The following is a 26,104-nucleotide window of genomic DNA, read 5'->3' as shown; positions in this document are numbered from 1 at the left end:
CTTTTTTATTTTGTAAAAGGGGGAAACAGTCATGTCAAACATCGCACTTACATTTCCAGACGGCGCCGTAAAGGAATTTGCAGCCGGCACGACAGCTGAAGAAGTGGCAGCTTCGATCAGCCCAGGTCTTCGTAAAAAAGCCTTTGCTGCCAAACTAAACGGGCACGCCATCGATTACCGTCGTCCAATCGAAGAGGACGGTACAATTGAATTGATCATGCCGGATTCAGAAGAAGGGCTCGACTTGATTCGTCACTCATCAGCTCATTTGATGGCACAAGCCATCAAACGTCTGTATCCGGATGAAACGATTCATCTTGGAATTGGACCGACAATCGAGAATGGTTTTTACTATGACATCGATATGGAACGTCGTCTGACAGAAGAAGACTTACCAGAAATCGAGAAAATGATGAATAAAATTGCGGGTGAGAACTTGCCGATCGAACGCGAAGTCGTTTCGCGTGACGAGGCACTCGCCATCTATAAAGAACTCAATGATCCGTTGAAGATTGAATTGATCGAGTCGATTCCTGCTGATCAGGATTTGACGATTTACCGTCAAGGCGAATTCTTCGATCTCTGCCGTGGACCACACGTTCCAGCGACAGCGAAGCTACAAGTCTTCAAATTGATGAGCATTGCTGGTGCTTACTGGCGTGGTGATTCGAAAAACAAGATGTTACAACGGATTTACGGTACGGCATGGGCAACAAAAGATCAGTTGAAACAACACCTCCACTTCCTCGCTGAAGCAAAAGAACGGGATCACCGGAAACTCGGGAAGGAACTTGGCTTGTTCTTCACTTCTCAAGAAGTCGGTCAAGGACTCCCGATGTGGCTACCAAAAGGAGCAGCGATCCGTCGGACGGTCGAACGTTATATCGTCGATAAAGAACTCGAACTTGGATATGAGCACGTCTATACACCGGTTCTCGGTTCAGTCGATCTATACAAGACATCGGGTCACTGGGATCACTATCAAGATGACATGTTCCCGAAAATGGAGATGGACAATGAAGAACTCGTTCTTCGTCCGATGAACTGTCCACACCACATGATGGTCTACAAGAACGAACCGCGTTCGTACCGTGATTTACCGCTTCGTGTCGCGGAGCTTGGTGGCATGCACCGTTACGAAATGTCTGGTGCCTTGACTGGTCTTCAGCGTGTTCGTTATATGGTCCTTAACGATGGACATACGTTCGTCCGTCCTGACCAAATGAAAGATGAGTTCAAAGCCATCGTTCACCTCATTCAAGAAGTCTATGCTGACTTCGGAATCACGGATTACAAATTCCGTCTTTCGTACCGTGACCCAGCGGATAAAGAGAAGTACTTCGATAACGATGCGATTTGGGAAATGGCGCAACGTGAGTTGAAAGAAACAATGGATGAGCTCGAACTCGAATACTTCGAAGCAGAAGGCGAAGCTGCCTTCTACGGACCAAAGCTTGACGTGCAAGTTCGGACAGCACTTGGTAAAGATGAGACGCTTTCGACAGTCCAACTCGACTTCCTCTTACCAGAGCGATTCGAATTGACGTACAAAGGAAATGACGGACAAGATCACCGTCCGGTCGTCTTACACCGTGGTGTCGTTTCGACGATGGAACGATTCGTCGCATACTTGATCGAAGAATACAAAGGCGCGTTCCCAACATGGCTCGCACCGGTCCAGGTGAAATTGATTCCGGTTTCTAAAGTGCATGAAGACTATGCCCGTGAAATCAAAGCGATCTTGCTGAAAAAAGGAATTCGTGTCGAAACAGATTTCCGTGACGAGAAACTCGGTTATCGGATTCGTGAAGCACAAGTCAATAAAGTACCAGTCATGCTCGTTCTAGGTGACAAAGAAGTCGAATCGCGCGAAGTCAACATTCGTCGCTACGGTTCAAAAGACTCAAGCAACGCATCACTTGAACAATTCGTCGCTGATTTAGAGCAAGAAATCGCGAACCGTTCAAAATAATGACGTAATACCGATTGTTCCGTTTTACGGGATGATCGGTTTTTTGTATATCCTTTAAAACAAATGGAGTAGATCCGATAAACAAGAGAGTTAGTTTTTAAAAAAAGAAGATGGAAATATTTATTTTTATTTGGAAAAGGATTAGAATGTAATGGGAAATGGATAAATTTGTTTATGAGTAGAAAGGACGTATGACATTGAAACGAACACTGACAGTAACGCTTGCTGCTTCCCTCTTGTTCATGGGAACTTCAGCTGAACAGCCCAAAGCAGCGACAACTAAAAAGACGTATTATATTGATCCTGCAACAAAGCCTATTGATCCCTTGATTCGAAAATACACGACGTATAATGCGAAAACCCGGAATCATTATACGATGCGTTCTTATTTAGAAAGACTTGAAAAAGAAGGGGGAGGCACGCTTGTTCTAAAAAAAGGAACGTATCTATCTCCACTGCGTGTCGGAATCCCATCGAACACGACGGTCATTTTAGAAGACGGAGTCATCATCAAAAAGACATCTGAAACGGGGACGTCGAAAATCAGTGCGACAACGAGTGTCTTTGATTTAGTAGCACCGTCTGTGTTACGGCTGAATAAAAAAATGTCGAAATACAATGGTACGAAAAATGCGCGGATCATCGGAAAAGGAAACGCACAAATCGACTTAAACGGCTTTTCGCGAGGATCTGCCTTTGCGATTGCACACAACCAAAATTTATATATCGGTGGCATCACAGTGCGTAATCAAAAAGGATCACATGCGATGGAGTTAGACGCGACGAAAAACGCGACGATTGAAAATATGAAGTTCGTGGATGCGACAATGATAGCGAATACAGGACCAAATGAATCGATTAACTTAGATACACCGGATCCAATCACGAAAGGTTTTCCGTGGAAGTGGTCTGCTCAAGATGGTACACCAAATTCGGATATCACGATTCGAAACAATGTTTTTTCTAACATCAACGTCGCCATTGGCACACATCAATATACAGAGAATCGTTTACACACGAATATCCGGATTGAAAATAACTTGATCGAAAAGACGAAGGATTATGCCATTTCGATGATGAACTGGAAAAATCCGACCGTCATCAACAATACGATTCGAGATGTACACCGGGCAGACGGAAAAGCAATGACGATTTTAGGGCGAGGCATCATCGGTGGGACGATTCGCTATAATACATTCGAAAACGCCGATCGTGCGATTCAAATGCAACCGTTTCAAAGCGATGGATATGCACCAATTTATAACTCATTTACGGAAACAGAAAAACAGTACATGCAACAAAATACTGCCAAAGATGTTCAATTAAATAGAATCGTCTTATTTACGAAACTAAACGAATATACGTATGCAACAGCTGAACGATATGACTTTGTTCCGTACTAAACCAAGCAAAAGCACCCAAGACTAGCGTCGAGGGTGCTTGTTTTACGTTATGAACGCATTTGTTGCAAGAACGGTTCGATATCGACTTGAAGCGCTTCTGATAGTTTCTGACCGAGTGAAGCATCAGCACGGTAGAAGTTACAGATTGCGAGCAAGACCGTATTCTCATGACGAACTTGCTCGAGATCATTGACGAGGTTCTTCAGAAGAGCGGCTTGTTCTTCCTCTGTCAGACGACGGTATACTTCGCCGGCTTGACCGAAGTTGTTCGTCTTCTCGATTTCGAGACGACCGTGTTTATCATCAAGCAGCGGTTGGTTTTCTTCCGTATACTCTGGTGTTTCTTTTGGTTCTTCTTGATAACGGTTTGGTTCGTAGTTCACCGGACTCGTTTGCTGACCGACTGGCATTGCACCATCACGCTGGTAGTTGTTCACTTGTGCGAACGGACAGTTGATCGGAAGTTGTTGGTAGTTCGTTCCGATACGGTAGCGTTGTGTGTCCGAGTAAGAGAACAAGCGACCTTGTAACAACTTATCTTCAGATGGCAACATCCCTGGAATCAAGACACCTGGGTTGAATCCGACAGATTCCGTTTCAGCGAAGTAGTTATCGACGTTTTTGTTTAATGTCATCGTACCGACGTGTTGGAACGGGATGACATCTTCAAACCAGTCTTTTGTCGCGTCGAGCGGATCGAAATCGAACTGATCGACGTCAGCCGGATCGAGTACCTGTACGAACAGATCCCATTCCGGGTAATCGCCATCTTCAATCGCTTGGAACGTATCGTTTGAAGCATGGTTGAAGTCTTTTCCTTGAATCTCTGTCGCTTCTTCTGCTGAGAGATTATGAATGCCAGCTTTCGGTACCCAGCGTAGTTTGACGTAAACCGTATTGCCATGAGCGTTCACCCATTTGAATGAATGGACGGAAGAACCACGCATTTTACGGTAACTTGCAGGAATCCCTTCATCCGTAAAGAGATGCATGAGCATGTTCGTCGATTCCGGACGAAGTGTCATGAAGTCCCAGTAACGGTCGGGATCTTGAATATTCGTGCGTGGATCTGGTTTAAGTGAATGGACCATATCCGGGAACTTCATAGCGTCACGAATGAAGAAGACAGGAAGGTTGTTCCCGACGAAATCCCAGTTTCCTTCTTCTGTATAGAACTTGACAGAGAATCCACGTGGATCGCGGAGTGTCTCTGGAGAATGCGTGCCGTGAATAACAGTCGAGAAACGGGCGAAAACAGGAACTTCTGTCCCTTCTTCTTGTAAAAACGCAGCTTTCGTGTACTTTTTCATTGAGTTTTTGACAGTGAAGACACCGTGAGCACCGAATCCACGAGCGTGTACGACACGCTCAGGTACACGTTCCCGGTCGAAATGGGCCATCTTTTCAATTAATTGATAGTCTTCTAATAACGTTGGTCCGCGACGTCCAGCCGTACGTGAATTCTGGTTGTCTCCGATTGGTACACCTTGATTGGTCGTTAATCGTTTTTCAGTCATCTGTTATTCTCCCCCTTATGTAAGATTAAATTGATTATAAAACAATAATCATTCTAAATAAACAATTTTGCTTGCGAATGTTCTGAATCTTTTTTTTCATGTTAAGAGTGTACCCGTGAAAAACAGGTTAGAAACTTCTTGCTTATCCGTCAAAGGATTGCTATTATAATCAAGTATGTGAGCAACGTTCTGTAAGAACATAGAAAGCGGCTTGACATCACGGGAAAACAAGTGCTATGATAGCAAAGTGAAATGACAACAAAGCAGAAGCATCCCGCTTCTCACCATGTATGACGACTCGTACTGGTTCATCATGAAGATACGCAATGTGTAGCGACTGCTATGCTTTGACGTTCCTTGTGAGTGTGGGCGGGAAGAACTGCCGACGCTTTTTTTATAGCGTTTTCTATCATTCATTTTTCGTGCAATGCACGATGGAGGTGCTAACCATTAGCAAAGATCTGTTAATCAATGAAAGCATCCGTGCCCGGGAAGTTCGTCTTATCGGAGCGGATGGTGCTCAACTAGGTGTCCAATCACGCAACGAAGCGCTACGTCTCGCAGAGGAAGCGGAACTTGACCTCGTCATGGTCGCTCCACAAGCGACACCGCCAGTTTGTAAGATCATGGACTACGGTAAATACCGTTTCGAGATGCAAAAGAAGGACAAAGAAACTCGGAAGAATCAGAAAGTGATTCAGATGAAAGAAGTTCGTCTTAGCCCGACGATCGAGGAGAACGACTTCCAAACGAAATTCCGTAATGCGAAGAAATTCTTGGAGAATGGTAACAAAGTGAAAGCGAGTATTCGTTTCCGCGGTCGTGCCATCACTCACTCGGAAATCGGTAGACGCGTTCTCGAACGCCTCGCAACGGATTTAAGTGAGTTCGGTGTTGTGGAACAGAGACCGAAGATGGAAGGACGCAGCATGTTCCTCGTGCTTGCTCCTAAGAAAGAAGACTAATCGAATCGAAGTAGGAGGGAATCTCTCATGCCTAAAATGAAATCGCACCGCGGTGCTTCTAAACGTTTCAAACGTACTGCTTCTGGCAAATTGAAACGTGGTCGTGCTTACACAAGCCACTTGTTCGGTAACAAATCAACAAAAGCGAAACGTAAATTACGTAAAGCTAGCATGGTATCTACGGGTGACTTCAAACGCATCCGTCACATGATCGCGAAGTAATTTATCCAATCGTATACAGATTTAGGAGGGAATTTATATGCCACGCGTAAAAGGCGGATATACGACTCGTCAACGTCGTAAAAAACAACTCAAATTAGCTAAGGGCTACTACGGCTCGAAACATACACTCTTCAAGGTTGCGAAACAGCAAGTCATGAAATCTCTCATGTACGCTTACCGTGACCGTCGTCAAAAGAAACGTGACTTCCGTCGCCTCTGGATCACTCGGATCAATGCGGCAGCACGTATCAACGGTCTTTCTTACAGCCGCATGATGCATGGTCTTAAATTAGCAGGTATCGACGTTAACCGTAAGATGCTCGCTGACCTCGCAGTTACAGATGCAACTGCATTTGCTTCACTTGCTGACACAGCAAAAGCAAAATTGAACGCTTAAGTTCTACAATTCGTCGGGGAATTTAATTCTCCGACGTTTTTTTCGATTTAATGATAAAATAAGAAGGCACGTCGATGAGACGGTCATATGATTTTTTTAGATAGAAGGAGAATTAAAGATGGATTGGTTGACACTTTTTGAGATGCAAGAACAGTTGGATAAACGGATTCAGTCAGAACATCAATTGACAGGCAATCAATTCGACGAGCGTCTGCTTGCCTTATTGGTCGAACTCGGTGAACTTGCGAACGAGACACGTTGCTTTAAGTTCTGGTCGAAGAAGGGACCATCCGCTCAAGTCACAATTCTTGAGGAATATGTCGATGGCGTCCATTTTCTACTCTCACTAGGTCTAGCGCTTGAGTACAAGAAGAGTCATTTTACAGAAGGTGACTTCTATTTGACAGCAACAGATGCTTTTTTAGACGTCTATAACAAAACGAACGTCTTTGCGATTTCGCGGACGGAACAAAGTTATGATGTTCTAATTGGTGCATACCTTGCATTAGGTGCTACACTAGGCTTTACACAGGATATGATTTTCAAGGCTTATATTTCTAAAAATGAAGCAAACCATGTGCGACAAGACAACGGTTACTAAGGAGGAAATCAGATGAATGAACAATTACATATGCTAAAACGTCTCACGGACGCAACAGGTGTACCGGGAAACGAAAAAGAAGTCCGGAGCCTCATGCGTGAATATCTAGAACCTCATGCAGAAGCATTCCACCAGGATGGTCTCGGTAGTCTCTTTGCTGAACATAAAGGCGCAGGCGAAGATGCACCACGTGTATTGATTGCGGGTCACATGGATGAAGTCGGATTCATGGTCACGAAGATTGATGAAAAAGGATTCCTTCGTTTCCAACCACTCGGCGGTTGGTGGGGACAGGTCCTCTTGGCACAGCGTATGAATATTGTGACGTCATCTGGTGAAGTCATTCCAGGTGTAATCGGTGCAAAACCACCTCATGTTTTACCACCGGAAGCGCGCAATAAGCCGGTCGACATTAAAGACATGTTCATCGATATCGGTGCTTCATCAAAAGAAGAAGTCGATGGTTGGGGAATTCGTCCGGGTGATACGGTCGTTCCACATTGCGAATTTACTGTGATGAAAAATGAGAACTTCTTGATGGCAAAAGCGTGGGACAACCGGATTGGTTGTGCCATCGCAATCGAAGCAATCAAACGCTTAAAAGCAGACGGACATCCGAACACGATTTTCGCAGGAGCGACTGTTCAGGAAGAAGTCGGATTACGTGGGGCTCAAACTGTCGCACACCTGCTTAAACCATCAATCGCCTTTGCTGTCGATACAGGTATCCCGGGTGATACACCAGGAATGACCGATCGTGAGGCATTGTCGAAATTAGGTGAAGGCGTTCAAGTCATCATGTTCGATGCGTCGATGATCGCACATCGTGGATTGATCGATTTCGTGACGAAAGTCGCAACAGAAGAAAATATCAAGTATCAACTGGACTTAACACCAGGTGGCGGAACGGATGCAGCGAAGTTCCACTTATCGAATACAGGTGTTCCATCACTTGCATTGACTGTACCGATCCGTTACTTGCATACGAATGTCTCAATCATGCATAAAGCCGATTTCGAAGCAGCCGTCGATCTAGTCGTTGCTGTGACAAAACGTTTAGATGCGGAGACTGTCCAAGCGATCTACGAGGGGTAATAAAACAATGAAGCACATCGCATCAGCAAAGAACGAAATCGTTAAACAATGGAAAAAACTCTTAACGAAAAAAGGACGTCTGCAGACGAACCGTTTCTTGATTGAAGGAGAACATCTGATTGAAGAAGCTGTTCGCGCCGGAATCGTCAAGGAATTGATCGTGCGTGAATCGTACCAAGTACCCGGTTCTTGGAAACGAAATGCCGATGTCTTTACGATCGATGAAGCCGTCATCAAAGTACTGGCTGAGACGGAAACGTCGCAAGGCATCTTCGCTGTCTGTGAGATGAAACAAGCTTCGGCACAATTAGAGCGAGGACGCTATCTGCTCCTCGATCGTCTGCAAGATCCAGGGAACGTCGGGACGATGATTCGGACAGCAGACGCAGCTGGATTCGATGGGGTCGTCGTCGGACCAGGAACAGTTGACGTCTATAACGGAAAAGTCATCCGTGCGACGCAAGGATCGCTGTTCCACCTACCGGTTATCTCCATGCCGCTTGAAGAGGCAGTCAATGCCTTGCACGAACAAGGAATTGCGGTAATCGGCACGGCGTTAGAAGGGGCGACGTCTTATCAAGGGATCGCACCGATGGACGCACTCGGTTTAATCATCGGGAATGAAGCACAAGGCGTTGCGCCAGAGTTGCTCTCGTACTGTGATGAGCGTGCTTACATCCCGATTCGTGGTAAAGCGGAGTCATTGAATGCGGCAGTAGCGGCTGGCATTTTGCTCTATCATTTTGCAAGCGTGGATTGAAACCGGCAAGCATTCATGCTAAAGTGAACATCAGGAATACATCATGGACGTTGATGGAACAGAGTACGTTAGGGAACGATTCAATCAGGGAGAAGCGGTCGTAGACTGAAAACTGCTTCGTGAATCTGCTAACCGAATTCACTCCGGAGTCGCACGAGAGATCGTGACGGGATGCGCCCGTTATCGCGCAATTGGAGGACTTTTCGATTGAAAAGTCAAACAAGGGTGGTACCACGGTGTTTACATCGTCCCTTCGGCATTTGCCGGAGGGACGTTTTTTTATATCTTCAACTAAAGGAGTGGGAAAGATGCGCGAGCAATTAGAAGCATTACGCGATGAAGCGTTGACATTAGTCGATCAGGCAACAACACAAAAAGATCTCAATGATGTCCGAGTCAAGTATCTCGGGAAAAAGGGACCAATCACAGAAGTATTACGAGGAATGGGAAAGTTATCAGCGGAAGAACGACCAGTCGTCGGTGAGATCGCAAATACAGTTCGTCAAGCGATCCAAGAGCAATTGGAACAACGTCTGACAGCTGTCAAACAACAAGAAATGGATGCGAAACTGGCAGCGGAAGCAATTGACGTCACGTTACCAGGACGTCCGAAAAAGGTCGGTCATGCGCATCTCTTGCAACAGGTGACGGATGAGATCGAAGACATCTTCGTCGGACTCGGTTATACGATTGCCGAAGGTCCAGAAGTCGAGCAAGATCTTTTCAACTTCGAGATGTTAAATTTACCGAAGGATCACCCGGCACGTGATATGCAAGACTCGTTCTATATTACGGAAGAAATTTTGATGCGAACGCATACGTCACCGGTCCAAGCACGGACGATGCTCGCTTCTAAAGGTGAACCGATCCGCATTCTCTGCCCAGGTAAAGTCTATCGTCGAGACGAAGATGATGCGACGCATTCGCACCAATTCATGCAAGTCGAAGGACTCGTCGTCGGAGAATCGATTTCGATGGCAGATTTAAAAGGAACGCTTGAAGCCTTCGCGAAGCAGATGTTCGGTGAAGCACGTGAAGTCCGCTTACGCCCAAGTTTCTTCCCGTTCACGGAGCCGTCCGTCGAAGTCGACGTCTCGTGCTTCAAATGTGGCGGTAAAGGATGCAACATCTGTAAACAGACGGGATGGATTGAAATTCTGGGCGCTGGAATGGTTCATCCTCACGTTCTCGAAATGGCCGAATATGATAGCACGAAAATGTCAGGTTTCGCATTCGGAATGGGTATCGAACGGATTGCCATGTTGAAATACGGTGTCGATGATATTCGCCACTTCTATACGAATGACGTTCGCTTCAGCGAACAGTTTTAAGGGGGAACGCAGATGTTAGTCTCAAAACAATGGTTGAACGAATATGTGGATGTCAGTCACACATCAGGACAAGATTTGGCTGATTTGATTACAAAGAGCGGAATTGAAGTCGAAGGCGTTGATGTCCGGGATGAAGCGTTAAACAACATCGTTGTCGGACGTGTGTTAACGAAAGAAAAACACCCAGAAGCAGATAAATTGAACGTCACGACGGTCGATATCGGACAAGACGAACCGGTCCAAATCGTATGTGGTGCACCGAACGTCGAAGCCGGACAAGATGTCATCGTCGCGCGCGTCGGAGCTCGCCTGCCAGGTATTAAAATCAAACGTGCCAAATTGCGCGGTGTCGTCTCGGAAGGGATGATCTGTTCACTCGAAGAACTCGGATTCGAAAAGAAATATATCCGAGAAGATGAGCAGGACGGAATCCATACGTTCCGTGAACCAGTCACACCAGGACAAGACGTTTTGGAGTTACTCGGTCTACGTGATGAAATCCTCGAGCTTGGATTAACGCCGAACCGTTCGGACTGCCTCAGCATGTATGGTGTCGCATACGAAGTGGCGGCGCTTTACGATACGACACCGACTTTCCCGGTCGTTGAAGTCAACGAAGCAGAAACTGCGATGGCAGTCGACGTGACGCTTGATTCAGAGGACTGCCGGTTCTACGCGGCACGAGAAATTCAAGGCGTGACGATTCAAGAGTCACCGACTTGGTTAAAAAACCGCTTGATTGCGAACGGCATTCGTCCGATCAACAACGTCGTCGACGTTACGAACTTCGTCTTACTTGAGACAGGTCAACCGCTTCATTCATTTGATGCTGAAAAACTCGGAAAACGGATCGTCGTGCGTCAAGCGCACGCAGGAGAGTCGTTCACGACGCTCGACGAAGTAGAGCGGACGCTCGATTCTTCGATGCTGGTCATCACTGACGGTGAACACCCGGTCGCGCTTGCTGGTGTCATGGGTGGAGCGAATACCGAAGTCGATGAAAACACGACATCGATCATTTTAGAATCAGCTTACTTCGCACCGATTTCCGTCCGGAAGACGAGCCGTGTTCTTGGACTTCGCTCGGACTCGAGTGCTCGTTTCGAAAAGGGCGTCGATCCACGTCGTGTCTTGTTAGCACTCGATCGTGCTGCAACTTTGATTGCTGAACTCTCGGGTGGAGCGGTTCAGGCTGGTGTCGCTCAAGCAGGAACGCTCGAGCTTGACGATCACTTGATTGAAGCGAGTGTCTCGTACATCAATCACCGTCTTGGTATGGAGATTGAAGGAACGGTCATGCAAACGTTACTCGAACGTCTTGGTCTCGGTGTTGAATTATCGGGGGATGCCTTGACGGTCAGCGTACCGACTCGCCGCCAAGATTTGAAAATTCCAGCTGATTTAGCGGAAGAAGTGGCACGTCTCTATGGATATGATGCCCTGACTTCAAGCTTACCGTCTGAAGCGAGCCGTGGTTTCTTACCAAAACGAAACATCCACCGTCGTCATTTACGCCGGACACTGCAGGGAGCAGGTCTTTCGCAAGCGATCACGTATTCATTGACGAGCGAACAACGCGCGATGCAATTCAATGAACGGGAAGATTTGCATCCGGTTAAACTGGCGATGCCAATCAGTGAAGCACGTTCGACACTGCGGACGTCCCTCATTCCGGGACTCCTTGAAGTCGCACAACATAACGTCGCACGACAGCATGCCGATGTTGCGTTTTATGAACTCGGCAGTGTTTATCTGCAACGGGATGCGTCACTTGAGACACTTCCGATCGAACAAGAAATGATCGGCGGCGTCGCAGTCGGTGTCTCAGAACAACACCGGGCCCATGGCACACTTGTCAAAACAGATTTCTTCGTCATGAAAGGAATCGTCGAGACACTCGCATCTGCGTCTGGTGTCACGTTGACGTTCGAAGCAGCGAGCATTCCATCGATGCACCCAGGACGGACGGCGCGCGTTCTGTTTGACGGAGAAGCAATTGGATTCGTCGGTCAAGTGCATCCTGGTCTGTCAAAAGAACAGTATGGTCTAAAAGAAGTGTACGTCTTCGAATTAGAGGCGATGGCACTGCGTTCGAAAGAGGAACAGGTCTACTCGGAAATCTCACGTTTCCCATCGATGACACGTGACTTAGCAATCGTCGTCGAGCGATCAGTGACGGCGCAATCCATCATCGATGTCATGACGGAAGCAGCCGGTCCACTTTTACAGACGATCGAATTGTTCGATGTCTATACGGGTGAGAACGTTGGAGAACATAAAAAATCGTTCGCCTTCTCCCTTCGTTATCAAAACAAAGAACGGACGTTAGTCGATGAAGAAATCACGACAGCGCAACAGCGAGTCGTAGATGCAGTGAAAGAAACGTTCAATGCGGAACTTCGCGCATAATCAGGATAAAACAAACAGCCGCTTTCCTTTCAGAGGAAGGCGGCTGTTTTTCGTTTGACGACAGATTCAAGAAGCAAGTTCTTCTGTTTCAGATGAAGCAGCTTGTCGTTTCGTAAAGGTGAAATACAGTAGACCACTTATGAGAACAATCAGACTACAGGACAAGAACATATTGGAATAGCCGATACCGCTTGCGACCGTAGCAAGAATCAAGGCACCGATTCCAAAACCTGTGTCGTAAGCAAGGAAAAAGGTCGAGATGGCTTTCCCTTTCTGTGCAGGCGGCGCGAAGTTCAAAAGGACAGTTTGAAGTCCCGGAAAGATGGAAGCAGAACCGATACCAATGATGATGGCAGCAGTCAATAAACCAGCAAACGAAGGATACATGCCGAGAATGACAAAGCCTATCATATAAAGAACATACGAGGGCAACAGCACGAATGCAGCTCCTCGCTGATCAAACAATTTTCCGGCAATTGGTCGAATCCCGACCATTCCGAGAGCGACTAACGCATAAAAATAAGAAGCATATGCGATATGGCCAATCGAGTCCGTATACAGTGAGATGAACGCTGATGTACTAGAAATCGCAACGCCTGCCAAAAGAGTTGCTATCAACAAAAGCGGACGTGATAAGAAGAGGGATTGGCTTAGACGAAACGCGGAAGTACTTGGAATATGTTGACTCGTCAGCGGTAGACGCATCATTAAGAACAAGGCGATGACTGCTAGGGCGGCAACCGTCACGAAGTAAAGAATGAATGCTTTTTCCTGGATGAAGGTTAGACCGATGACGGGACCAAGGACGGATGCCAAGTTCATCGATAGGACGAAATAGCCCATCCCTTCTCCTTGACGTGTCTTTGGAATCAATGTCGTAACGGCGAGACTAATTGAAGAAGATAGCATCCCGAAACTAAAGCCATGGATGACACGGATGACGATTAAATAGAAGAATGATTCCAGTGGTAAGACAAGCAAGTAGCAGAGGCTCATTAATGTAAAGAGACTTGCAGAGACCATTAAGACACGCTTTAAATCATAACGATCTAACCAGTGACCGATCAGTGGACGAGAACAGACGGTTGCCAGGATGAAGCTCGTCACAATCCATCCGAGGGCTGAAGCGGAGACCGGAAACTGCTTAGCAGCGAGTAGTGGAAGTGAGGCATTGAGTAGATAAAACGTGATGAAGAGCAATAGGTTAATGATCAGCGTCATGACGTAATGACGTGAGAATAACCGAGCGGTCATGAAGATTCCTCCTGTCGATGTAGAGTAAGTAGGTGCGTCATCCATTCACCAAGCTGTTGCTGATCGGTAAGGGAGAAGGAGGCGAGTAAGCGTTGGTGGGTCTCTTGGACCGCAGCATCGATTTGGTCGAACCGTTCAATGGCTAAAGGTGTCAACGAGACAAAGTGTGTTCGTCCTTCTTTTATCCGAGTGATGAAACCAAGCGTCTCAAGACGTGAGACGGTTTTCGTCACAGCTGGTTTTTCAATGATTAAATAATCGGCCAGTTGGACTTGTGAAACAGGTTGTAGTAATGCGACTGCTTTTATTAGTGCCCATTGACCCGTATGTAACGAGTAGGGAAGCAAGGTAGCATCAATTTCTCGTTTAACGAGACGTGAGACTTTTGATAGTTGTCCGAGTACATCTTCTTGTGTGTAGAGCATCCTATTTCTCCTTTTAGTTAACTAGTTAACTTTAAGAGTGTATCAAAGCTGATTAAGAGGTGCAAGGGAAGAAACGCTCATTTCATGCATTGAAGAGAATAATTTTCTAGCATGATAAAAGATTTAAGCAGGTCTTAAAGCGGGTATGTTCCGTAAAAGAGTATTTGATTTACTTGAAACAATGGATACGACTATTTATGTGATTGGTTGACTAATTCATCTTGACATAGAGAAGAGACAAGAAGGGAAGAGTACATCATGAATCGACTAGCGAAGCTTCTGAATGAACTATTACCACTCACTATAAAGGAAGCAATCAATCCACTCATTACGAATATCGCAACCGATTCGCGACAAATCACACCTGGCGGATTATTCATCTGTATCAACGGCTACACGGTTGATGGTCACGATTATATCAATCAGGCAATCAAAAACGGGGCTGTGGCGATTTTAGCTGAACGATCGTTTTCGGATTGCCCGGTACCCGTCATTACCGTGCCGGATACGAAACGACTTGCAGGTCAAGTCGCGAATCGCTTTTACGATCAACCGAGTCAAAAGATGCGTGTCTACGGTGTAACCGGAACAAACGGAAAAACGACGACGACGAAATTGGCGTATGATCTCTTTCGAGCAACAGGTGTGAAAGCCGGCATGATCAGCACGGTCGGTGCACGAATTGACGAGGAACTCATTGAGACGCCGAATACGACGCCTGAAGCCATCATCTTACATCGACTGTTATATGAAATGGTTGAAAAAGGCGTGACGGATTGCATCATTGAAGTGTCTTCTCACGCACTAGCCGAAGGTCGAGTCGAGGGAGTGTCTTTCCACTCGGCAGCATTTACGAACCTGACGCATGATCATCTGGATTATCATCATTCAATGGAAGATTACGCAAAGACGAAAGCTTTGTTGTTTCAACAAGTCGCTGCGTCAAATGGTCGGACCATCGTCTTGAATCGAGAAGATGGTTGGAGTCGCGTCATGCGAGAAGCTGCGCCTTTGCAACCCGTTATCTGGTATACGACGAAACCCCACCGAACGTCACAGATTGCGGTCGAATGGCTGACGGATACCGTCAATGTGCGGGATCGACGAGACGACAACACGTGTGCCGACAGCTTTACTAGGTGAGTTCAATGCAGCGAATTTAGCGGCGACGATGGGATTGTTGCGGGCAGGCGATGCCAACCTCTATACGTTGATTCGTCATATTCCAGAACTGGAATTGCCGAAAGGACGACTCGAACGACTGGACTGGGAACCTTGTGAGATTTATATCGATTATGCCCATACACCGGATGGTCTAGAAAAATGTTTGCAGGCACTCACTTCTTCCGGAGAGTCGCTATCGGTCGTCTTAAGTGCAGCTGGAGAGCGTGATCGAACGAAACGAGCGGAGATGGGGCGAATCGCAAGTAAATATTGTGAACACATCATCGCAACGGTCCATGATGCGAGGACAGAGAATCCGGATCGAATCATCGAAGAGTTAATCGTCGATATTTCACGTGAACATTTAGTAGGGTGTCATACATCCCGTCACGAAGCGATTGTACAAGCAGCGCATTTGGCGCACGAAGGGAAACGCATCGTCATCGTCGGGAAAGGTCATGACGAGGTAGAACGAATCGGTACAAAAACGATTCCTTTTAATGAAAAACACATACTGCTTGCGGAATTAGAACGACTGTCTGAAGGGAAGTCCGTCATTTAAAAAACCGACCATTCCGTTAAGGTCATGGTCGGTTTCGTTTCGCAGCTAGTTGTTGTGCCTTTTTCGTATTCGCAAAATGGGCTTTCGTCCAGTCACGAAGTTTGTCAGCTCCATAACGTAAAATCAGTGAGGCAGCGACTTGATCCACTTTAGCACCAGCACCTTTCGGAATGACGACACCTGTTGTTTCACTCAACTTGTCCATCTCCTTCAAAAAGATGGCGCGAGCAATGATCGAGGAGGCAGCGACGGCGACATGGAGTTGTTCCGCCTTGGTCGAGAAGTAGACATTTTCTCGAACGGGATTGATGACACCAGACAAGTGTTTATAGTAAACGGTCTTTTCAGCAAACTGATCTATCAAGATCGCTTCTGGTTTCGTCTCCAGTTTGTCAAGAAGTCGCTGCAGGACATCATTATGCATCAGGGCAGTCATCTTTCCTTGTGTCATCGTGCGTTGCATTTGATTGTATTCTGGATTGTGTAGGATACGATATGTGTACGGAATGACGGCATGAAGATCACGGGCGATCTTTCGAATCTCCGTGTCATTCAAGTGCTTGGAGTCACGTACACCCAGTTCTCGAAGGAGTGCAATCTGCTTTCGATCAACGAAGGAAGCGACGACGACGAGTGGACCGAAGAAATCGCCTTTTCCAACTTCGTCACTGCCAGCGACTGACCATTCTGCAAAACCATTTGGTAACGTTGAAACAAGTGGTTCCTTCGATTTAGTCGGTGTAGCCGTGCCGAAGAGTGAAGCGATCGTTTCGGCTTCGGTTCCTTGAAACATCACTTTTCCAGAATTGTAAATCGTGATGACACATCCGGGTACTTTAGCGGCGAAACGAGCATACGGTGGACTCTTCGTCTGTCCTTGTTTAAACTCTTGTATGACGAGATCTTGCTTTTCTTTAGATAAGCGTAAAACGATAGTTCCCACGAGATAACCTCCCTTTCCGGGATTAAGCATACCATCCTTAAGACCGATGGGGGACTTCTTTTCCTAAAACGAAAATGATGGTACTATATGAAAGAAGCAAAGTATGAGGAGGACAGAAAAATGGCTGATTCAGAAGGGTTGAACCGGACGACGATTCATATCGCAGGCAATGATTATACGATTGTCGGAACGGAGTCGCCAGAACACGTACGCGAAGTGGGTCTCCTCGTCGATACGAAAATTCGAGAAATCCGAGAACAAGCACCACAACTCGACGTTCGTCAAATCGCCGTCCTAGCGGCGCTTAATATTGGTAGTGATTACGTAAAAATAAAAAAGAATTTGGGTGAACTATAAACTATGATTTCTTTCGTTATCTTATTACTTCTCGCCTTAGGCATCATGACAGGTGTCCGACGGGGAGTCGTATTGCAGGCCGGGCATTTGCTCAGCCTGATCATTTCCTTCATCGTCGCCTTGTCGTTCTATGAGGAACTGGCGACGAAATTCCGTTTGTGGGTTCCATATCCGTCGACGCTGGATGATGCGGGAATCGATTTGACGATGTTCGCAATTCCAAGTTCAGCACGACTCGATGAAGTGTTCTATAAAGCCTTTTGGTTCGTCGTCCTGTTCTTCGGTACAAAAATCATCTTAGCGATCTTATTGTCGATGTTTGATTCGTTGACGAATGTCCCGATCTTAAAACAAGTCAAAGGATTATTAGGTGGCGTCTTCGGCTTCATCGAGATGTATATCTTCATCTTCTTGCTCTTGTTCTTAGCGGCATTCGTTCCGATTCAGTCGATACAGGATGCGATCGCAGACTCTAGTTTGGCAAGCTTCATCATCCAACATACACCGCTCCTTGCGAATTGGCTGATGGACAAAGTTGGATTGATAAAATAAACATGCTCCCGTTAAATGGGAGCTTTTTTTGAGGGGAGAATTGCACATGCGTACGATTCAAGATGCAATGCGTCACTTGGAACGAATCTCAGTCTATCTAGAGGTTAAAGGGGAAAATCCGTTTAAGATCAATGCTTTCCGAAAAGCAGCAAGTATCCTCGAAGCATCCGATGCTGACTTCATGGCAATCGAGGATTTCACGGCGATGAAGGGGATTGGTAAAGGAACGGCCGCTGTTCTTGAGGAGTACCGGGAAACGGGAACGAGTACGGCACTGACGGAACTCGAACAAGAAGTACCGGAAGGACTGATCGCTTTACTAAAGGTCCCAGGTCTTGGTGGGAAGAAACTTGCTAAATTGCATGAAGTCGGCGTCATTGATGCGGATTCCTTTGCAGAGAAATTAGCGGATGGTACAGTCGAAACGATGCCTGGATTCGGTAAGAAGACGGTCGAAAAGTACGTCAAAGCGCTCGAAACGTTTGAAACACGACCGGAACGATTACCGTATGGTGTCATGCGGAAGGTCGTTGTGGAATTAAATCAGACCCTTGCGTCGTTCGATGAAATCATTCGCTTCGAAGTTGGTGGGAGCTTCCGCCGAGCAGAAGAGACGTGCAAGGACCTTGATTTCATCCTCTCGACGAACGAACCGGATCGGATCAAGGAGCAACTATTGGAACTGTCGCTCATCGATGAAGTCATTGCTGCCGGCAGTACGAAAGTATCACTCGTCTTAAAACGAGACGTCCATTATATCGCGGTTGATTTCCGAATCGTCGATGACGCGGCGTACGCGTCAACGTTACATCACTTCACGGGTTCGAAGGATCACAATGTCCGGATGCGTCAACTTGCCAAAGAACGGGGAGAGAGCATTTCTGAATATGGCGTTGAGACCGAGCGAGGATTAGTGCAGCCGAAGACGGAAGAAGAATTGTTTGCGCGGTACGACTTACCGTTCATCGCACCTGAATTACGAGCAGGGCGTCAAGAGTTCGAGCAGGATTTGTCACGCCTTTTGACGGAACAGGATATCCAAGCAGATGTACACATGCATACGACATGGTCAGATGGAACATTATCTGTTGAAGAATTAGTCGATGCGTGTGCTGCACGAGGGTATACATGGATGGCGATCACCGACCATAGTAAGTATATGAAGTTCGTCAATGGATTGACGGAAGAACGTCTACGTGCGCAACGTGTCGAAATCGAAGCAGCACGCAAGAAACATCCTGAGATGACGATTTTATGTGGCGTCGAGATGGATATCTTGCCTGATGGGTCGCTCGATTATGAAGATGATTTCTTAAAAGAGATGGATTACGTCATTGCCTCGATTCACTCGAAATTCGATCAGACGGAAGAAGAGATCATGCAACGGCTTGAGAATGCGTGTCGTAATCCTTACGTTTCTCTGATTGCCCATCCGACAGGACGAATCATCGGTAGACGAGAGGGCTATGCCGTTAACGTTGATCGCTTGATCGAACTAGCAGCCGAGACAGGAACAGCGCTTGAGATGAATGCAAACCCGGCACGATTCGATTTGACGGCAAGTTCCCTAGCAAAAGCGAAGGTTGCTGGTGTGAAAATTTTGATCAATACAGATACACACCGACCAGAAATGTTAGAAGATATGAAACTTGGAGTCCTCCATGCACGTAAAGCCTATTTGGAGGCGTCTGATGTCATCAATACGTGGAGTGCCGAAGCAGCACTTGCTTTCTTCGGTCGAAAACGTTTAGGAGTGGATTAAATGAATGCCAACGCATTACGCGTCTTAGAATATGAGAAGTTAAAAGAAAACATGTTATCGTTCACGGCAAGCTCACTTGGAGCACAGTTCGTTCGAGCGATGCGTCCGGCGGAAGAGTTCGAGCAGGTCAAGGAATTATTAGCCGTCACGACGGAAGCAACGACGGTTTACCGGTTGCGTGACCGTTATCCGTTCGGTGGATTGACAGATGTCCGCAGTGAAGTGAAACGAGCAGAAATTGGTTCGGTCCTCTCGACGAGTGAACTTTTATCCGTCGCAGACGTCGTTTATTCAGGACGTCAAGTGAAGGCGTTCCAAGAACGATTGCATGAGGATCACCCGGATCTACGATTACCACGACTCGATAGTCGAATCGAACAGATCACGAAGCTCGTTGAGATCGAACAGGGGATTCGTCATGCCATTGACGACCAAGGAACTGTTCAAGATTCGGCAAGTGATAAATTACGAGCGTTACGTAGTCAGTTGCGTTCGCTCGAAGGACAAGTTCGTTCAAAAATCGATAGTGTCTTACGTAGTAAAGCGAAGATGCTGTCTGACGCCATCGTGACGATGCGAAATGATCGCTACTGTGTCCCGGTCAAACAAGAATATCGTCAAGCGTTCGGTGGGATCGTCCACGACCAGTCAGCTTCTGGAGCGACGTTATTCATCGAACCGCAAGCCGTCGTTTCTGCGAACAACGAGATTCAAGAAGCGCGTTTGAAAGAACGGGCGGAAATCGAACGAATCCTCGCCCAATTATCAGCACTTGTCGGGAGTGTCGGTGACTCGCTGCGCATCAATCTTGATGTATTAGCAGAACTTGATTTCATCATGGCGAAAGCGTTGTATGGTCATCAGATCGGAGCGGTTGAACCACGCTTGAATGAAAATCGCCATATCATCTTGAAGGAAGCTCGACATCCGTTCATCCCGAAAGATGAAGTCGTGCCGATCACTGTCTCGCTAGGTGGCGATTTTACATCACTCGTCATCACCGGTCCGAACACCGGTGGTAAGACAGTTACCTTAAAGACGATCGGTCTTCTGCAATTGATGGTTCAATCAGGACTATACGTACCGGCAGCAGATGAGACGGAGCTCAGTGTCTTCGATGCGATTTATGCCGATATCGGGGATGAACAGTCGATTGAACAAAACTTGTCGACGTTCAGTTCGCATATGACGAACATCGTCTCGATGATGGAGAAAATCGATTTCATGAGTTTGGTGCTGTTTGATGAATTAGGAGCGGGAACGGATCCGACAGAAGGAGCTGCCCTGGCGATCGCGATTCTTGATGAAGTGAAACGGCGCGGAGCACGTGTTGCAGCGACGACGCACTATTCGGAGTTAAAAGCGTACGGCTATAACCGAGAAGGAGTCGTTAACGCGTCGATGGAATTTGATGTTGAATCCCTCAGTCCGACGTATCGCTTACTCATTGGTGTACCGGGACGTTCGAACGCGTTCGAGATTTCAAAACGTCTCGGACTCGAAGACCGGATCATCGATGCGGCACGTGGTCAAATCGGTAGCGACGCACAGTCTGTCGAGACGATGATCGAACGACTGGAAGAGGCGAAACAGCGTGCTGAAACGTTAGAGGCTCAGTTGCTAGAAGAGAAGAAACGACTCGTTGCAGAGCGTGAGCAATTCGAGCAAGAACAAGCCGAGATCCAGGAAGAGAAGAATGAGATTTTAGCAAAAGCAGAAGAAAAAGCAGCGCGTGCTGTCGAACGTGCTCAAAAAGAAGCGGAAGGTGTCATTAAGCGCTTGAAGGAATTACGTGATGCTGGTGCCGTCAAAGAGCACGAATTGATCGAAGCACGTAAAAAACTGGAAGATGCGAAGCCGAGTTTGCAAGAGAAGCGGATCGCTAAAGTTAAAGCGAAATACGACCAAACGCCACGTTTTGATAAAGGGGAAGAAGTTAAGGTCACGACCTTTAATCAAAAAGGTTATATCATCAACCAACAGGCGAACGGCGAGTACACCGTTCAAGTCGGCATCATGAAAGTGAACGTCAAACCGGAAGATCTCGCGAAGATCGGCAGTACTCCAAAACGTCCTCAAACAAAAGGGCGTTCTGGTGGTACGAGTGTGACGAAACAATCGGCGCCTTCAGCTGAACTGGATTTACGTGGCGTCCGTGTTGAAGAAGGATTATCGAAGCTCGAACGCTTCATGGACCAAGCTTTGTTATCGAACTACGACCATATTCGTGTTATCCATGGTCTGGGTACGGGAGCGATGCGTCAAGGTGTCCAAGAATTCTTGAAAGGTCATCGTCACGTCAAAGGTCACCGCTTAGGTGGTCAAGGTGAAGGCGGACACGGTGTGACGATCATCGAACTGAAATGAGGAAAGCAGGATGAACATTTTTGAGAACGTCTATGTCTATACGACAGCGCTCTATTCGGTCGCGGGATTACTGATCATTTTAGGACTTGCACTTTTTGAGTTGACAACCCGGTATAAAAACTGGGAACATATCAAGAGTGGCAACATCGCCGTTGCGTTAGCAACAGGTGGAAAAATCATCGGACTCGCCAATATCGTTCATTTCGCTGTTCAAGGGGAAGAACGGGTCGGGTCGATATTTCTTGAAAGTGCTTTTGGCTTCTTACTGTTGATATCGACATACTGGATCTTTGAATTCCTGACACCGAATTTGCCGGTAGACCGTGAAATCGAGAACGGCAACATTGCTGTCGGTATTATTTCATGTGCCTTATCGATCGGCATGTCCTACGTCATCGGATCAGCGTTAGTGGGGTGAATCCGTGTTAGAACGTTTAGCGAAAATCATGTTCGGGGTTTCGATCGCCTTTTTGGTCGTCGGTATCCTTTGGATTGTATTTAATTAAAAGAACCGGTCTTACCGTGTGATCATTCCGTACTGACATCGTTTCAGTACGGAATTTTTATTGGAAGCCACGCCTAATCAAAAAAGGAGGAACGCATATGAACGTACGAAAAACAACAACGGCAGAAACAAGACTCCGTGCTTTTGAAGCAATGCAATTAATTTCTTGGAAGGATATTTTTTGGGTCATCATTGGATCAGCCATTCTTGCCTTTGGCATCAATTACTTTACGATTCCAAACGATTTATCAGAAGGTGGATTGATCGGGATCACGGTCATCTTCTACTACCTCTATGGCTGGGATACGGGACTTGTTTCCCTGATTGCGAACGCTTTGCTGTTCGTCGTCGGTTATCGATTCCTTAGCCGGAAGACGATGCTTTACTCCGTCATCTCGGTCGCCGTCACATCGTTTGTCCTCTCTTCGACAGCAAATCTAGCGACATCATCGGATAGCCGTTTAATTGGTACGGTCTATGCGGGTATTCTAATTGGTGTCGGAATCGGACTTGTTATTCGTGCTGGAGGAACGACGGGTGGGGGTGTGATCATCGCTCGATTGATGAATAAGTATCTCAATCTCAGTATCGCGGTTTCGATGTTCATCATCGACGTCGCAGTCGTCGGCGCATCAGGGTTCCTATTCGGAGAAGAGACGATGCTGTATACGTTGATTGCGATCATCATCGGTTCGTACTTGATTGATCTCGTCAGCGAAGGATTGAATGTCCGCGAAGCGGTCACGATCATCAGTCATCGCCAAGAGGAAATCGCGACAATCCTGACAGAGACGCTCGGCCGTAGTGCAACGGTCATTCACAGTCACGGTCATTTCACGAAACAAAAAAATGATATGTTGTATATGATCGTCGATAAACGACAACTCGCGCCATTGAAACAGATCGTTGAAGCGGCAGATCCACGTGCCTTCGTCGTCATTCATAAAGTACGGGAAGTCATTGGGGAAGGGTTTACGTATCCATCTCGTTAAACAATGATCAAAAAACAGTATTCACCTTTTTTCGAAACCGAGAAAGGAGAATACTGTTTTTATTTGTCGTGATTTCTAATTGAAAGAATCAAAAAACAAGCAAATTCTATTTCTTTTTTTGGATTTTACTGGCATGTCGAATTGGAATCAACGTATAATAAAAATGAATAGTAATTCATTATCTGGGAGGGAAACGTATGGAATCCGTTTGGTTATCTGATTATCCCGAGCAAGTACCCGCATCGATTGATTATCGAGAATTACCTCTTTATCAGGCACTCGATGAGGCAGCGACCGATTTTCCAGAACAACGTGCCTTGAGTTTCTTAGGAAAACGTATGACGTTTCGTGAAGTACGTGACGAGGCCCGCGCACTTGGGAGCCTGTTACAAGAGCACGGACTAAAAAAAGGGGATCGCGTCGGACTGATGTTACCGAACTGTCCCCAGTATATGATCAGTTATTATGCGGTTCTCTATGCAGGTGGTATCGTCGTCCAAGTGAATCCACTCTATACAGACCGTGAACTTGAACAGATTCTCGTCGATTCAGGAGCACATCTACTCGTGACGCTCGATCTACTTTATCCGAAAGCGTCTCGTGTCAAGGCGGCGACGACACTTAAGACGGTCGTGACGACAAGTATCGCGGATTACCTTCCCTTCCCTAAAAATAAACTGTATCCGATTAAAGCACGGAAAGATAACAACATCATCATTGATACGACAGGTTCGATTCCGTTTTTATCTTTGCGGGGGTATGAGCCGATTACACCAGTCGCGATTCAACCGAAGGAGGACGTCGCGGTTCTCCAATATACGGGTGGAACGACAGGCGCACCCAAAGGTGTCATGTTGACACACTTCAATTTGAGTGCAAACGTCGAACAGATTGACAACTGGTTCTATAAATATAATCGAGGAGATGGACGGAAGCTGTTAGCAGTCGTTCCTTATTTCCATGTCTATGGCATGACGTGTAACCTTAATTTCGGCATATTTAATGCCTATGAACAAATCATCGTTCCAAAATTCGATATCGAACAGGTACTCAAGACGATTCATAAGGAAAAACCGAATCTGTTCCCAGGTGCTCCGACGATGTATGTCGGTCTATTGAATCATCCGAAGCTGAAGAAGTATGATCTCTCTTCGATTGAAGCCTGTATTTCTGGTTCAGCTCCACTACCTGTCGAAGTGCAGGAAAAATTCGAAGCGCTGACGGGTGGGCGGATCGTTGAAGGATACGGTCTGTCTGAAACGAGTCCGGTGACGCATACGAACTGTATCTGGGATCGTCGGATTCCTGGAACGGTCGGTATTCCGGTGCCCGATACGCAAGCGAAAATCGTCAAAGCAGACGGAGAGACACCAGCTGCTCCAGGTGAGATTGGTGAGATCATCGTCACAGGTCCGCAAGTCATGAAAGGATACTGGAAACGACCAGAAGACACGCAAGCGGTTCTGCGAAACGGTTGGTTGCATACGGGAGACCTTGGATATATCGGTGAGGATCATTACTTCCGAATCGTCGATCGGAAAAAAGATTTAATCATTGCTTCTGGATTCAACATTTATCCACGTGAAGTCGAAGAAATCCTATATGAACACCCAGCCGTCAAAGAAGCGGTCGTCATCGGTGTTCCAGATGTCTACCGCGGAGAGACCGTCAAGGCGTTCATCGTCGTCAAGGATGAGATGACGGTCACGGAAGAAGAACTCGATCAATTCTGTCGTAAACAGTTAGCATCGTTCAAAGTACCGAAGCAGTACGAATTCCGGCAAGAGTTACCGAAGACGTTCGTTGGTAAGATTCTCCGCCGTGTTCTCGTTGAAGAAGAACGTGCCAAACAACTCGAAGAAAGCAGTTGACAGGATAAAATGGCATGATAGAATAAATATGAATGAACCATCATTCATTTTATGCGTTAGGAGATAGTGGAATGAAACGAACAATGTCAAAGAGTGACCGCATCATTGATGCCGCCGTAAAAGTCATCGCTAAGAACGGCTACCATGGAGCGAAAGTGACTGCCATTGCAAAGGAAGCCGGAGTTGCGGATGGAACGATTTATCTGTACTTCAAGAATAAAGAACATCTCTTGATTTCGCTCTTCCAAGCGAAAATGGGAAGTTTCATCGAATATTCCGAAGGACAAATCGCGAGCCATACGTCAGCGACGGAACAATTGGCAGCATTGATCGAGGCGCACCTCGAGCAATTATCCGTCGACTATGATTTAGCGGTCGTCACGCAGATCGAATTGCGTCAATCGAACCAAGACATGCGTCAAAACATCGCTGCCGTCTTGAAACCGTACTTGCATCTGATTGACCGAGTCGTCAAGCACGGGATGACGACAGGTGAGTTTTCAAACGAACTCGATTATCGATTAGCACGTCAGATGATTTTCGGAACGATCGATGAGGTCGTGACGAGCTGGATGGCAAGTGGATTCAAATATGAGTTGCTTGAGACACGTGACGGGATTCATCGGATGTTGATCAAAGGGCTGAGTTAAGCCCTTTTCATGACAACAATCATGTAAG

General features: G+C 46.6%; 24 protein-coding genes. 20 read left to right on the top strand and 4 right to left on the bottom strand.

Translation table 11 applies throughout. From position 1 onward, the window contains the following. Positions 1-31: 31 nt before the first annotated feature. Together thrS and MKY22_RS11745 are read left to right on the top strand one after the other, a co-directional pair. Positions 32-1,972 (top strand): threonine--tRNA ligase, encoded by a 1,941-nt coding sequence (gene thrS, locus MKY22_RS11750; RefSeq protein ID WP_341088939.1) that lies wholly within the window; start codon positions 32-34, stop codon positions 1,970-1,972. A 191-nt stretch (positions 1,973-2,163) separates the two neighbouring features. Further along, a complete protein-coding gene (locus tag MKY22_RS11745) occupies positions 2,164-3,375 on the top strand; it encodes a right-handed parallel beta-helix repeat-containing protein (protein ID WP_341088938.1) in 1,212 nt (403 codons plus the stop codon). Between the two features lie 47 nt (positions 3,376-3,422). Here MKY22_RS11745 and MKY22_RS11740 read toward each other — a convergent pair whose 3' ends face one another. Continuing rightward, positions 3,423-4,892: a catalase gene (locus MKY22_RS11740; RefSeq protein ID WP_341088937.1), complete on the bottom strand. Its 1,470-nt coding sequence runs from the start codon at positions 4,890-4,892 to the stop codon at positions 3,423-3,425. Between the two features lie 434 nt (positions 4,893-5,326). On the opposite strand from MKY22_RS11740, the gene infC reads away from it, so the two are divergent. The 8 genes from infC to pheT all read left to right on the top strand — a co-directional run bounded on the left by infC (position 5,327) and on the right by pheT (position 12,672). Continuing rightward, entirely contained in the window at positions 5,327-5,857 is a 531-nt protein-coding gene (gene infC / locus MKY22_RS11735; RefSeq protein ID WP_035406328.1) for a translation initiation factor IF-3, read from the top strand. A gap of 27 nt (positions 5,858-5,884) precedes the next feature. Beyond that, positions 5,885-6,079, top strand: a complete 195-nt coding sequence (gene rpmI, locus MKY22_RS11730; protein WP_023469015.1) for a 50S ribosomal protein L35 — start codon at positions 5,885-5,887, stop codon at positions 6,077-6,079. A gap of 37 nt (positions 6,080-6,116) precedes the next feature. Beyond that, a complete protein-coding gene (rplT, locus tag MKY22_RS11725) occupies positions 6,117-6,476 on the top strand; it encodes a 50S ribosomal protein L20 (protein ID WP_012371057.1) in 360 nt (119 codons plus the stop codon). A gap of 118 nt (positions 6,477-6,594) precedes the next feature. Continuing rightward, on the top strand, positions 6,595-7,077 hold the full coding sequence (locus MKY22_RS11720; RefSeq protein WP_029342317.1) for a dUTP diphosphatase: 483 nt from the start codon (positions 6,595-6,597) through the stop codon (positions 7,075-7,077). Between the two features lie 12 nt (positions 7,078-7,089). Beyond that, on the top strand, positions 7,090-8,172 hold the full coding sequence (locus MKY22_RS11715; RefSeq protein WP_064299521.1) for a M42 family metallopeptidase: 1,083 nt from the start codon (positions 7,090-7,092) through the stop codon (positions 8,170-8,172). Next, on the top strand, positions 8,147-8,932 hold the full coding sequence (locus MKY22_RS11710; protein ID WP_445298381.1) for a TrmH family RNA methyltransferase: 786 nt from the start codon (positions 8,147-8,149) through the stop codon (positions 8,930-8,932). Before MKY22_RS11715 ends, MKY22_RS11710 begins: the two co-directional genes overlap by 26 nt. A gap of 308 nt (positions 8,933-9,240) precedes the next feature. Then, entirely contained in the window at positions 9,241-10,263 is a 1,023-nt protein-coding gene (pheS, locus tag MKY22_RS11705) for a phenylalanine--tRNA ligase subunit alpha (protein WP_035396564.1), read from the top strand. Between the two features lie 12 nt (positions 10,264-10,275). After that, a complete protein-coding gene (pheT, locus tag MKY22_RS11700) occupies positions 10,276-12,672 on the top strand; it encodes a phenylalanine--tRNA ligase subunit beta (RefSeq protein WP_341088935.1) in 2,397 nt (798 codons plus the stop codon). Positions 12,673-12,738: 66 nt separating this feature from the next. Here the strand turns inward: pheT and MKY22_RS11695 are convergent, their stop codons facing one another. Both MKY22_RS11695 and MKY22_RS11690 read right to left on the bottom strand, forming a co-directional pair. Further along, on the bottom strand, positions 12,739-13,926 hold the full coding sequence (locus tag MKY22_RS11695; protein WP_341088934.1) for an MFS transporter: 1,188 nt from the start codon (positions 13,924-13,926) through the stop codon (positions 12,739-12,741). Then, entirely contained in the window at positions 13,923-14,351 is a 429-nt protein-coding gene (locus MKY22_RS11690) for a MarR family winged helix-turn-helix transcriptional regulator (RefSeq protein WP_023469008.1), read from the bottom strand. The genes MKY22_RS11695 and MKY22_RS11690 overlap by 4 nt, the downstream gene beginning before the upstream one ends. A gap of 258 nt (positions 14,352-14,609) precedes the next feature. On the opposite strand from MKY22_RS11690, the gene MKY22_RS11685 reads away from it, so the two are divergent. Beyond that, a complete protein-coding gene (locus tag MKY22_RS11685) occupies positions 14,610-15,494 on the top strand; it encodes a Mur ligase family protein (protein WP_341088933.1) in 885 nt (294 codons plus the stop codon). Continuing rightward, complete coding sequence (locus MKY22_RS11680; RefSeq protein ID WP_341088932.1) at positions 15,442-16,077, top strand: glutamate ligase domain-containing protein; 636 nt, start codon at positions 15,442-15,444, stop codon at positions 16,075-16,077. Before MKY22_RS11685 ends, MKY22_RS11680 begins: the two co-directional genes overlap by 53 nt. Before the next feature lie 22 nt (positions 16,078-16,099). Here MKY22_RS11680 and rnhC read toward each other — a convergent pair whose 3' ends face one another. Then, positions 16,100-17,020: a ribonuclease HIII gene (gene rnhC / locus MKY22_RS11675; RefSeq protein WP_341088931.1), complete on the bottom strand. Its 921-nt coding sequence runs from the start codon at positions 17,018-17,020 to the stop codon at positions 16,100-16,102. 120 nt (positions 17,021-17,140) lie between these two features. Between rnhC and zapA the strand changes: the two genes are divergently transcribed. The 8 genes from zapA (at position 17,141) to MKY22_RS11635 (ending at position 26,076) form a co-directional block, all read left to right on the top strand. After that, positions 17,141-17,377 carry a cell division protein ZapA gene (gene zapA, locus MKY22_RS11670; protein WP_029342308.1) on the top strand — a complete coding sequence of 79 codons (237 nt, stop codon included), beginning with the start codon at positions 17,141-17,143 and terminating at the stop codon, positions 17,375-17,377. 3 nt (positions 17,378-17,380) lie between these two features. Beyond that, positions 17,381-17,929, top strand: a complete 549-nt coding sequence (locus MKY22_RS11665) for a CvpA family protein (protein ID WP_023469004.1) — start codon at positions 17,381-17,383, stop codon at positions 17,927-17,929. A 46-nt stretch (positions 17,930-17,975) separates the two neighbouring features. After that, on the top strand, positions 17,976-19,691 hold the full coding sequence (polX, locus tag MKY22_RS11660) for a DNA polymerase/3'-5' exonuclease PolX (protein WP_341088930.1): 1,716 nt from the start codon (positions 17,976-17,978) through the stop codon (positions 19,689-19,691). Beyond that, on the top strand, positions 19,692-22,058 hold the full coding sequence (locus MKY22_RS11655; protein ID WP_055968740.1) for an endonuclease MutS2: 2,367 nt from the start codon (positions 19,692-19,694) through the stop codon (positions 22,056-22,058). Positions 22,059-22,068: 10 nt separating this feature from the next. After that, positions 22,069-22,476, top strand: a complete 408-nt coding sequence (locus MKY22_RS11650; RefSeq protein ID WP_023469001.1) for a DUF350 domain-containing protein — start codon at positions 22,069-22,071, stop codon at positions 22,474-22,476. 185 nt (positions 22,477-22,661) lie between these two features. Further along, positions 22,662-23,555 (top strand): YitT family protein, encoded by an 894-nt coding sequence (locus MKY22_RS11645; RefSeq protein WP_341088929.1) that lies wholly within the window; start codon positions 22,662-22,664, stop codon positions 23,553-23,555. A 197-nt stretch (positions 23,556-23,752) separates the two neighbouring features. Further along, positions 23,753-25,426 (top strand): AMP-binding protein, encoded by a 1,674-nt coding sequence (locus MKY22_RS11640; RefSeq protein ID WP_341088928.1) that lies wholly within the window; start codon positions 23,753-23,755, stop codon positions 25,424-25,426. Positions 25,427-25,497: 71 nt separating this feature from the next. After that, positions 25,498-26,076: a TetR/AcrR family transcriptional regulator gene (locus tag MKY22_RS11635; protein WP_023468997.1), complete on the top strand. Its 579-nt coding sequence runs from the start codon at positions 25,498-25,500 to the stop codon at positions 26,074-26,076. Positions 26,077-26,104 lie beyond the last annotated feature (28 nt).

Source organism: Exiguobacterium sp. FSL W8-0210 (genome assembly GCF_038006045.1).
Lineage (GTDB): Bacteria > Bacillota > Bacilli > Exiguobacteriales > Exiguobacteriaceae > Exiguobacterium_A.
This window is presented reverse-complemented; position numbering and strand designations above follow the sequence as displayed.